Below are 10,514 nucleotides of genomic sequence, written 5' to 3'. Positions count from 1 at the left end.
TCTTGCATCACGATACCCCAGGCAAAGTTGCACTATAAAACTATACCTGTTCACTTAAAAAACACTGGGCCATATCACATTTACATCTAAACCCAAAATGCTCCAAAGCTTTTTGAAGAGAATACAAAGTATAAGCCACACGGCCTTTTCTTGCATTTTCACCCATATGTCCTATCCTAAGCACCTTACCCTGCAGATATCCAAAAGAACCAGCTATCATAACATTGAAATTATCCACCATGTACTGCCTCAATTTCTTTTCATCCATACCATCTGGCACTTCAATGACACTCACCGTATTTGAATATCCACTTTTTATATATAAACTCAACCCGGCATTCAAAACAGCTTTTCTAACTCCCTTTCCAATTTTCCTGTGCCTCTCCAAAACATTTCTGTCCATTAAAACATTATCCACTGCAGTTCTCAACGCAATTATATCACTTATAGGTGGAGTATACGGGAACCACTTTTTTTCATAATAGTCTTCCCAGATCAATAAATTACAATAAAAAGATTTTATAGGATTCTTTCTATTTTTCATCATAGAAAACGCATCCTCACTAATACTCAGCAGTGAAAGACCCGGAGGTGCAGAAATACATTTTTGCGATCCGCCTACAACTATATCTATCTTCCAATTATCAACTTCTAGATCTTCACCACCCATAGCAGAAACACTGTCCACCAATGTCAATATACCTTTTTCCTTTAACATAGGACAAATCCTGGACAGATCATTTAATACTCCCGAGGGGGTATCACAATGCACAACTGTCGCATATTTAAAATCATTGTCCTTATCCAAAAATTTTTTTAAATCTACAGAATTTATTCCCTCTCTTCTATTTCCCTTGAAAAATACTACATCACCATCATATAACCTGATTAAATCTGCAAATCCTTCTCCAAATATCCCATTATCAATTACAAGCACCCTATCCCCCTTTTCAGTAAGGGAAGCACAGGCAGCCTCTAAACCAAGCATTCCTTCACCACACAGTATCCTAACCTGATTTTTGGTTTTTAAAAATTCTCCTATTTTTTCACAGGTTTTTCTATAAAAGTCATAAAAATTAATATCCAAATCAGGATTTGTACATCTCACACTTCTAGCCAATCTCACATTTTCTCTAACCTCCGTAGGGCCTGGAGTCATTATACATGGAACTTTCAACAAAATCACCTCTTAAACAATTTAACAGCATTATAGCATCAGTATATTTATTTGCAAATGTATGGGTACAAATTAGAAGTATATATATGTTAAAATGTAAGAAAATATAATTAATCCGATAGATAATTAGGAAGGAAGTTTTTCATGAAAAATACAGAAAAGATACTCAGTGAAAAAATCAAAAATATATGTAATAACTACAAAGGTTCTCCTACAGGAGGATATATTTCGGGAGACGGTCCCATTCCCTGCGACATATTATTTATAGGGGAAGCCCCTGGAAAAACAGAAGTAGAACAAGGTAAACCTTTCGTTGGCATGGCAGGCAAAACCTTTGAAAAATATCTGAATCTAATAAATTTAGAAAGGAAAATGGTAAGAATAACAAACAGCTGTTTTTTCAGGCCTATCAAAATAAAGAAAGGTAAGAACGGAAGGGAAACTGTAAGTAATAGAACCCCTAAAATTTCTGAGATAAAATTATTTAGTGATATATTAAATGAAGAAATTAGATTGGTAAATCCTAAAATAATTATAACTCTGGGAAACACACCTCTAAAAATATTCACCAAATTCAGCTCTATAGGAGAGTGTCATGGAAATATATATTTTAATAAAAAGCTTAAAAAATACATATTCCCAATGTACCATCCATCTGCTTTAACTTACAACAGAAATGAAAATTTTAAAGCTATGTATAAAACAGATTGGATTAAATTAAAGGACATCTTAAATAATCCTCGTAGTTTTTAAGTTTTCTGACAGGCTTTTTTTCTTCCATTTCTATTACTTATGTAATAGCATAGAAAAAATCCCACAATTCCTCCTGCGGTATCTATCAATATATCTCTTATTCGACTGGTTCTCCCAGATACAAATAATTGATGAAATTCGTCCGAACAGGAATATAAAAACACTATTAAAATTAAAAATAAACTCAACTTCCTTAACTTGAACTTTCCCTTTGCTGCATTGAATAACAGCACTCCCAATATAAAGTATTCCATAAAATGAGAAATTTTTCTCACTACAAAATTAGCCTGACCTCCAAATATTTTATTTAAATCAAGACCCAGTGTCTGAAACATCTGTATAACAAACTCACTTTTACCATTTGATAAAGCCGCTTCCTGACTAGAAAAAGCAAATATTATCACCATCCACAATATTACTAAAATCCATTTTAACTTTTTCATTTTACAACTTAAGCCTTTCATGTAATTTTTAATCAAAAACTAAATATTAATTTTCCAATTGCTTCAATACCTTTATAGTATCTTCTATATCATCAATAGACACCATCTCCGAAGCAGAATATTTATATCTGCAGGGTACTGCAATTTCTCCAGTTCTTATACCGGATCTTTCTTTGTGAACCAATCCTCCTTCGGATTTAGAAGTAGTTATGCTATATTGAATTTTCACATTTGCCTCTTGAGCTGCATTTTCCAGCATATCTTTTATATCTCTATGCATTATAAGGGAATTATCCATGATCTTAAGCACAGGACCTTCTCCCACAGCTATATTTGTGTCCGATCTTTCCACACTTCTTGCCTTTTCCGTTCCAACTACTATACAATAATCGGGATTTATGCTATTCGCTGCAGCTCTTGCTCCTATTCCCCCAATTTCTCCCTGCGAAGTAAACACAAAATCAACCTCAATTCCATCTTTTATTTCAATTTCCCTTATAAGTCTCAAAAGTATATAACATCCCACTTTATTATGTAAAAGCGGGCTTATGGCATTATTATCCCCTACCTTTAAATAAGGCCCTACAATGTATGCTATATCTCCTTCTCTCACCTTTTCCAGTGCCTCTTTCCTGTTTTTCATTCCAATGTCAATAAACACACCTTTAGAGCAAGCATATATTTTTCCCAAAGTGCCATTGTCAAACCTTACAAAGCTGTGAGATATGTTCTTTTTATCAAAATTGCCTATACTATCCACTTTTATCATTCCACTGTCATCCATATGATTCACTATAAATCCAACTGAATCCATATGTGAGCACAGCATGATCTTACTCTTTCCAGAACCCAATTTTACTATTACATTACCCGCATCATCCTCATATGTACTCAGATCCATCTCCTTTAGATAATCTTTTATCACCTGCTTAATTTCATCTTCTTTGCCGCTAATTCCAAAAGAATTAATCAGCTCTATCAAAAGCTTATCCAAAATTCTCACCTTTCCTCCCTATAATCAAATCCATATTATAATTTTTTCAAATAATTTTTTAAAAGATTGAACGTATTATGACAGTCATCTTTACTACATAAGGATATGTTGGAATTCATATACCTGCAGGGTACTAGCACAGCTGAAATTTTACAACTCTCCGCCGCAAGGTTAACTGCCTTAAGTTCTCCCTCTTTTTGAGTATCCCCGGTTTTCTGGTAAGGGATATCCATATTAGCTGCTTGATTTCTTATAGATTTCACAATACCTCTGTCAAATATGGACTCACCGCCTTTAAAAGGTATTACAGGTCCCTCCTTCAATTTAATTGTTCTCGAACAATCCGGAGTTTCGAATTCATCAGTGCCATTTACAGTATCTAAAATTATGGCTACATCCGGTTTAATATTATAAGCTGCAGCATATATTCCTCTCTGTCCTATACGTCCCTGTACATTAAACACCCCATAAAGATTACATTTATAATTCTCTTTTAACAATTCTACAAGTATGGAACAACCTATCCTATCATTCAGGGCTTTCCCCTCAAAAAATTCATTTCCAAATTGAGAAAATTTATTATCAAATACTACGAGATCTCCTAATGAGACAATTTTTTTACATTCCTCTTCAGAAAAAGCACCTATATCTATACACATATTTTCACAGGATAAACTTTTATTTACTTCCATTCTATTTTGAAGATGTATCGGCTTTATTCCTATAACCCCCGGTATTTCTTTATTTCCAATTCTAACGGTCTTACAAGGCAGTGAATTTTTATCCACATAACCTACTGGTAAAAATCTTAAAGTACCATCTCCATTATATCCCGTTATTATAAGGCTAAACTCGTCCATATGAGAAACGACCATCACTTTTAAGGAACTAGAGCTGCTATTTTTATAGACTATGATATTCCCCATTCTATCTACATCTATATTTTCAGTGAATGCTCCCAGTTCGTTCATTATAATTTTTCTTGTTTCATTTTCATTTCCAGATGGTCCTGCAGAATTACAGAATTTTTCTAAAAGCAAAATAATCCCTCCAATTCATTCTCTTTCAATTCCTGAATAAATCTTGCTAAAAGTCTTCCTGTATTTTTAATATCTTTCAGATTTACAACTTCTACTGATGTATGCATGTATTTTATTGGAATAGACACTAAAAGCGTAGGTATCCCCCCTACAGCAGTTTGAATGTCCCAGGCATCTGTCCCAGTATTCCCCGGCTCAACTTCAATCTGATACGGAATATTATATTCAACTGCAGTCCTTATTATTCTATCCCTAAGCTTGAGGTTCACATTAGGTCCTGTGCAGATAACAGGGCCCTGCCCTAATTTGTTTTCCCTGTCAGTATCTCCGAACATTCCTCCGTCAAAGGTCACATCAACTGCTACACCTATATCTGGTTTTATTTCATAACTTGCCATGCCGGCACCTCTGTGTCCAACTTCCTCCTGACAGGAGCATACAAAACAAATATTCAAATCCGGAGTAACATTTTTGAGTTCTTTTGCACATATATACATGGCTGCAATACTTGCCCTATTATCCACGGCTTTACCGCACACATTTCCATTTAGAAGCTGAATCATATTTCTCTTTAAGGTAATATAATCCCCTATACTCACTAAATCATCTAATTTTTCAAAATCATATCCGGTGTCTATATACAGATTTTCCATTTTGATCTTATTCCTGTCTTTATCATCATATGCAGGTTTTAAAGCTACAATTCCATCTATCCTCTCTTTTCCATGAATGACAACCTGCTGGGATACAAGACTTTTGGGGTCTATTCCCACAGCTTTGAATTTTAGAAATCCTTCTCTTGAAATCTCACTTACCATCAAGAACACTTCGTCTGCATGAGCCATTATCATTATTTTACTGGAATTTTTTCCTTTTTTATGTATATAAATATTATTCAGTTTGCTCATGTTTATATCTCCAAATTCTTTAAAACCATCTTCTATGATAGAGTACAGCCAATCTTCTCTCCCACTCGGTGCATCGGCTTCACAAATTTTTTTTAAAAAATCCATATCTTCCATTTTATACCTCCAGCTAAATATATTGGTAATTTAATTATAGTATAATCATAAGAGACAATCGTTATTAAAAAATAAGTTGTCAAAAGCAAATAAAAAAATAAATTATTATAACTTACAATAATTTATTTCAAAATCCAGTTTATTTTTCCGAAAATGTGCTATAATATATCTAAAAGAAGCCATGGCGGTTTTCAATAGTTTTTTAAATTTTAGTTAAAAATGCACTTATTGGACTGGGTGCATTTTAATTTTTTGAGTTTTTATCTTCGGCAGTTATAGAAATTTCATTTTCAGTTAACTTACCAATTGAAGATTTACCCTTGATTACTAATTTATCTTTTAGATATGTTCCTACAATCACCATAGCTGTTAAGCATAATGCTGTAATACATACAGATATAGATATTACTATAATCGCAGTATCGCTCATATTGCCACCCCCCCTGCTGTCAATTAACCGCAATGACCTCTTTGTGAGAAATAAAACCTGGAAGATGGCTAACTAAAAATCTTTTATTTTCTCATAAATATTATATCATATTAAAAAAGCTACAGCTAGAAACTAGCATTTATGTTATTATAATATAAAAAGCATGGAATATATTTTTATAAACAAAATAAAAAATCCGATGGAATATTGCTAATCTTAGTAGGTATATTTATTTTTGCCGTTATAGTTAAAATTTCAATATTTTAAGTATGCGAGCATAGAAAAATACCCACTTTTTTATATACTTTAAAACTAAACCAGTGTATATCCCCAATCATATAAAGCATGAAATATAGACGGTGCAGTGACATTTTCAGTTTTAATCATCATATATCCCAGGAACAAACTGAAAAAAACTAAACCAAACATACTCGTAAGAGTTTCAGTTAAAGTCATTTTCCCAATAAAAATTCTTTGAGGTAAATGCATTAAAGCCATTAAAATAGAAGCGGCCATCCATCCTTTGTTTTTTCCCATCCATGCAATCAAACGGGTTTGTAAATATCCCCTAAACATGAACTCTTCAGAAAATCCAATTACAGCACAGTTTAATAACGCCCAAAAATGGCTAATGTTTAAATGAGTTATTACTTTATTGATATTTATGTTCATATAAAATAGCGACAATATTATAAATATAATACCTGAAATTGTGCCAATACCAATTGATTTTTTCAGATTATGTCTTGACACCCCTGTACTTGCCCAGGATTGTTCAAAAAATTTTTTTGTTAATAATATAGGGCTTATAATTATTAAATACAATAATGCATTTAACAGGACAATGGAAAAATTATACGTTATACTTGTTTGTACGCCAGTATTTGATTTACCAGTATAGCTTATAAAAAATATTATAAGTGTAATTAAAAAAATACTTATACAAACTGCAGCGAAAGCATGTAATCCGGATTTTCTTGGATCATTAAAATTATATTCTTTGTGCTCAAATCCTAGTTTTAAAGTTAAAATATACACGATTAGTCCTGAAATCAATAAAAATACACCCCGGCTTATAATGTCTCTTAAAAAGTTCATATTATTAACGCTCCCGATCATTTTAATCAATTGTACCATAAATGGTGGTTTATAGTACTTTTAAATAAAATAAAGCCAGAATATTTTTACTCTAGTTAAGTTAGTAAATAACATATAAATATTGTGTCAAAACTATTTTAAACATTTTCTAATATATATTAAAAGTGTACCAAAAATAACTATTAAAACAATTGGAAGGAACCATGTACCTAAACTACTACTTTTTTCTAAAGCGACTTTAATATTATTCCATTCGATATATGTAAATATTATCATGAATTCTGCTTTAATCATAATAATCAATTGTCTAGCACACCTGTACTGATACTCTGCATTTTCTTCAGTTATTGGTTTTAGATAATTATATACATGTGGAAATTTATTTAAAATAGTTAGAAAAATATACATTATAAAACTTATACCAGCAAGTACAAATATAGAACTTTTATTGCCATATCCATTAGGTATACCTGCATCATTAAAATGTTTAGGTATAACATTTGGTAGTAGTTTATAGTATTTTAATAATAAATAAATATTGATAAATATCGCTATAATACTAATAAGTTCTATTATTATTTCATAAATCGAATAATGGATTTTAATTTTAGGTCTTTTTTCCACTCTTTATCCTCCTGTTTTCCCATTTATTACTATATCATAAAACTTACTTTTACTTATAGATATTATATCATATTAGCTCATCTATATAAGACAATATATCAATAGCTTTAGGCAATAACATATTAAATATATAAAATAATACCAATTAAAGCAATAAAAAATAGTAGCCCTATCTGCAAATAGTGGCTACTATTTTTAATCAATAAATTTAACAATACCAGTTGCCTAAGCATCACTTGATGACATCATTCGCTGTACCTGATTCTGTCGATTATGGATTCCTTTTTTAATCTGCCTTCAATGAGGTAGGTTATCAGTATTTCCAGTAAAATAAACATCACAATAACTGCAAATATAGGTATCAAAGGGAATTCATACTCTGCATAATCCGCTCCTGCCTTTTTAAACAGTTTAAAGCAGAGGTATCCAAGACCGGTTCCAAAAATCACCGACAGTAAAGAACTTATACCAGCATAGTACATGCCCTCTATCTGAAGCATCTGTCTCAGCTGTTTGTTTGACAGCCCCACTGCCTGGAGCATTCCATACTCTCTTTTTCTTGTGAGTATGCTTGTGATCATGGTATTTATGAGATTCAAAATTCCTATGAGGGCTATTATTCCCGTAAAGCTCATTGCTGTTATCTCTATTGCCATAAACTGATTTTCCAGTTCCTTCTTCCAGTCCGTATTTGACTCATACATTATCCTGCTGTCCCTATTTACTATGGCTTTGAGCCTGCTTTTTATGGCCTCAAATTTACTGCTGTCTATATCTATATAAATGTCAGTTAATTTGTTGTCCCTGTTATCTGCCAGGCTGTCTTTAAATTCTTTCTTTGTAAATACATCCTCATGAGTTATAAATTCATACCCTCCCACAATCCAGCCGGAGCCTGCAATATTGTCACTTAATATACCTGCTACGGTGAACTCTTTATTCATGACCTCTCTCAAGTTAGCGCTGCTGTCCTCTTTCCTGATTGAAAAAGGGATTTTGTCCCCAACCTTGTATTTACAGGTAACGCTGCCGTTTTGATTTTTTCTGCCCACTATGAGAACTTCATCTCTGTTTTTCAGATTTTCGCTGGATATATTCCCTCTTATCAGATACTTATTTAACCTGTTCAGCATATAATCATCATATCCATATAGAATGCTGCGTGCATTGTCTACAAAAACATTTAATGTATTTTTCTTGATATAGACATTTTTCACTCCATCCATGCTTTTTATATCATCAATCAATTTTTTATTCAATGGACTTCCATAGGTATTTGTAACCGAAAGATCAAATTCATATTTAAAATCATGCTTGACCATATTGTCTACATTCATGCTTTTTAAAACACTGCACATTATGATAAATAAAACTCCGCTCATGGTCAGAGAAAGCATGGTCATAATCGTACGCTTCTTATTTCTCCACAGATTCAGCTGAGCAATTTTAGCTATGGATATCTTTTTTAAGGAAGCCCTCTCACTTTTACGGGAACTTATCTTTACACTACTGTATTTCATAGATTCTACAGGAGATATCTTTGAAGACAGCCTCCCTGGTTTTATAAGAGAGATTGCCACTGCAGCCAGACTTATAAATACACATACAATCACAATGTATGGAGAGGACTTCATTCTTATATTAGAAATCTGTGAAAAAAGATACCCAATCATAAAAGCAGCAATGTGGGCAAGTATAATGCCCAGTGGAATTCCTACCACAGACAGCAGGAGTCCTTCCCTGAATATTATCTTTCTGATCTGTTTCCTGGTGGCTCCCACTGCTGCAAGCAGCCCGAACTGTTTTATCCTTTCAATAACGGATATATAAAATATATTATATATGACCACCACTGTCGTCAGAACAACAATTACTGCTATCACGGCAAACGCTGCCAGCATCATGGGATCTCCTCCTGAGGCATCTATATACATGGAGTTTTTGATTATATTTTTGTCTTTTATCCCAATACTATGACCTACGTCAGTGATACTCTTTTCCACGTCTCTATGGTTTTTTATCCTTACAAAGCAGTCCTTTTTTACATTTGGCAAGTTTTCATATACAAATTTTTTTGACACCAGCCCTGTACTCACGTTTTGCTGCTTGTGCATTGTACTGTCCTTCAATATACCACTTAGTACAAAGTCTGCAGCTGAAGAGGTATTTCCATATTCAATATGTATGGTTTCCCCTAAAGCACTTTTTACATCTAATTTTTCAAGTACCCATTTTTCCAGGGCTATTTCAGTGCTTTTTTGTGGAAGCCTACCCTTCTCCAGTTTAATATTTGTCATATCTGCTGCTTTGGAATCTGCGTAAATTAAGGATATGTCCGGATAATTGGAATTTTTTCTCTTTACGCTCTCAAAGGGTTATTTAAATTTGATACCATTGTCACTATAAAAATATTATAATAAAATCAATAGAATATAAACCACAAGGAGAAAATTATCATGAACATAACAAGCCACATTAGGTGAGCTGGAAAAGTTAAATAAAAATGACCTGCTTATACTGGAAATAGCCGCCATACTGCATGATATAGGAATTAAAGAAAGCGAGAGAAAATACAACAGTTCAGCGGGAAACTATCAGGAAATTGAAGGACCTCCCATAGCCAGAGAATCGTTTAAAGACATTGACACAGATAAAAATGTGATTGACAGGATATGCTTATGAAGACAACATTAAAAAATCGAGTGATTCTTAGGTTCAGATGGAGTTTGGAAATTTGCTCATAAAAAATGTTTTTTCTTACTACATATTAGATTTTTTACAAATAAAAAAGGAAGTATATCAACATACTTCCTTTGGTGGCTCACCGGGGAATCGAACCCCGGACAACATGATTAAAAGTCATGTGCTCTACCAACTGAGCTAGTGAACCATATATATAAATATATCCGGCAGCGACCTGCTCTCCCACAGGG

At 33.0% G+C, this 10,514-nt stretch carries 10 protein-coding genes and 1 tRNA gene; 1 reads left to right on the top strand and 10 read right to left on the bottom strand.

Annotated elements, in window-relative coordinates:
• Positions 1-40: 40 nt before the first annotated feature.
• Positions 41-1,177 carry a pyridoxal-phosphate-dependent aminotransferase family protein gene (locus tag AB8S09_RS15485; RefSeq protein ID WP_369869511.1) on the bottom strand — a complete coding sequence of 379 codons (1,137 nt, stop codon included), beginning with the start codon at positions 1,175-1,177 and terminating at the stop codon, positions 41-43.
• Between the two features lie 144 nt (positions 1,178-1,321).
• Between AB8S09_RS15485 and AB8S09_RS15480 the strand changes: the two genes are divergently transcribed.
• The gene (locus AB8S09_RS15480; protein WP_294185114.1) at positions 1,322-1,930 is read left to right on the top strand and encodes a uracil-DNA glycosylase; all 609 of its coding nucleotides are present in this window, start codon (positions 1,322-1,324) and stop codon (positions 1,928-1,930) included.
• On the opposite strand, the gene AB8S09_RS15475 is transcribed toward AB8S09_RS15480, so the two are convergent.
• The 9 genes from AB8S09_RS15475 to AB8S09_RS15435 form a co-directional block, all read right to left on the bottom strand.
• Positions 1,927-2,373, bottom strand: coding sequence for a VanZ family protein (locus AB8S09_RS15475; RefSeq protein ID WP_369869510.1), 447 nt, complete (start codon positions 2,371-2,373; stop codon positions 1,927-1,929). The two genes, AB8S09_RS15480 and AB8S09_RS15475, sit on opposite strands and share 4 nt — an antisense overlap.
• Positions 2,374-2,419: 46 nt before the next feature.
• A complete protein-coding gene (locus AB8S09_RS15470) occupies positions 2,420-3,376 on the bottom strand; it encodes a zinc-binding metallopeptidase family protein (RefSeq protein ID WP_369869509.1) in 957 nt (318 codons plus the stop codon).
• A 26-nt stretch (positions 3,377-3,402) separates the two neighbouring features.
• Positions 3,403-4,407, bottom strand: coding sequence for a zinc-binding metallopeptidase family protein (locus AB8S09_RS15465; protein WP_369869508.1), 1,005 nt, complete (start codon positions 4,405-4,407; stop codon positions 3,403-3,405).
• Complete coding sequence (locus AB8S09_RS15460; RefSeq protein ID WP_369869507.1) at positions 4,398-5,429, bottom strand: M20/M25/M40 family metallo-hydrolase; 1,032 nt, start codon at positions 5,427-5,429, stop codon at positions 4,398-4,400. Before AB8S09_RS15460 ends, AB8S09_RS15465 begins: the two co-directional genes overlap by 10 nt.
• A 244-nt stretch (positions 5,430-5,673) precedes the next feature.
• Positions 5,674-5,859, bottom strand: coding sequence for a hypothetical protein (locus AB8S09_RS15455; protein ID WP_369869506.1), 186 nt, complete (start codon positions 5,857-5,859; stop codon positions 5,674-5,676).
• 312 nt (positions 5,860-6,171) lie between these two features.
• Entirely contained in the window at positions 6,172-6,957 is a 786-nt protein-coding gene (locus tag AB8S09_RS15450) for a CPBP family intramembrane glutamic endopeptidase (RefSeq protein WP_369869505.1), read from the bottom strand.
• Between the two features lie 132 nt (positions 6,958-7,089).
• On the bottom strand, positions 7,090-7,581 hold the full coding sequence (locus AB8S09_RS15445) for a DUF1648 domain-containing protein (RefSeq protein WP_369869504.1): 492 nt from the start codon (positions 7,579-7,581) through the stop codon (positions 7,090-7,092).
• Positions 7,582-7,826: 245 nt separating this feature from the next.
• Complete coding sequence (locus AB8S09_RS15440) at positions 7,827-9,878, bottom strand: ABC transporter permease (RefSeq protein ID WP_369869503.1); 2,052 nt, start codon at positions 9,876-9,878, stop codon at positions 7,827-7,829.
• Positions 9,879-10,395: 517 nt separating this feature from the next.
• Positions 10,396-10,471 (bottom strand) — tRNA-Lys (locus AB8S09_RS15435).
• Between the last annotated feature and the right edge of the window lie 43 nt (positions 10,472-10,514).

The sequence above is a fragment of the Clostridium lapidicellarium genome, from assembly GCF_041224415.1.
In the GTDB taxonomy this organism is placed as follows: Bacteria; Bacillota; Clostridia; order Clostridiales; family Clostridiaceae; genus Clostridium_B; species Clostridium_B lapidicellarium.
Note: the sequence above shows the minus strand (reverse complement) of the source record. Positions and strands in the feature narration are given on the sequence as shown.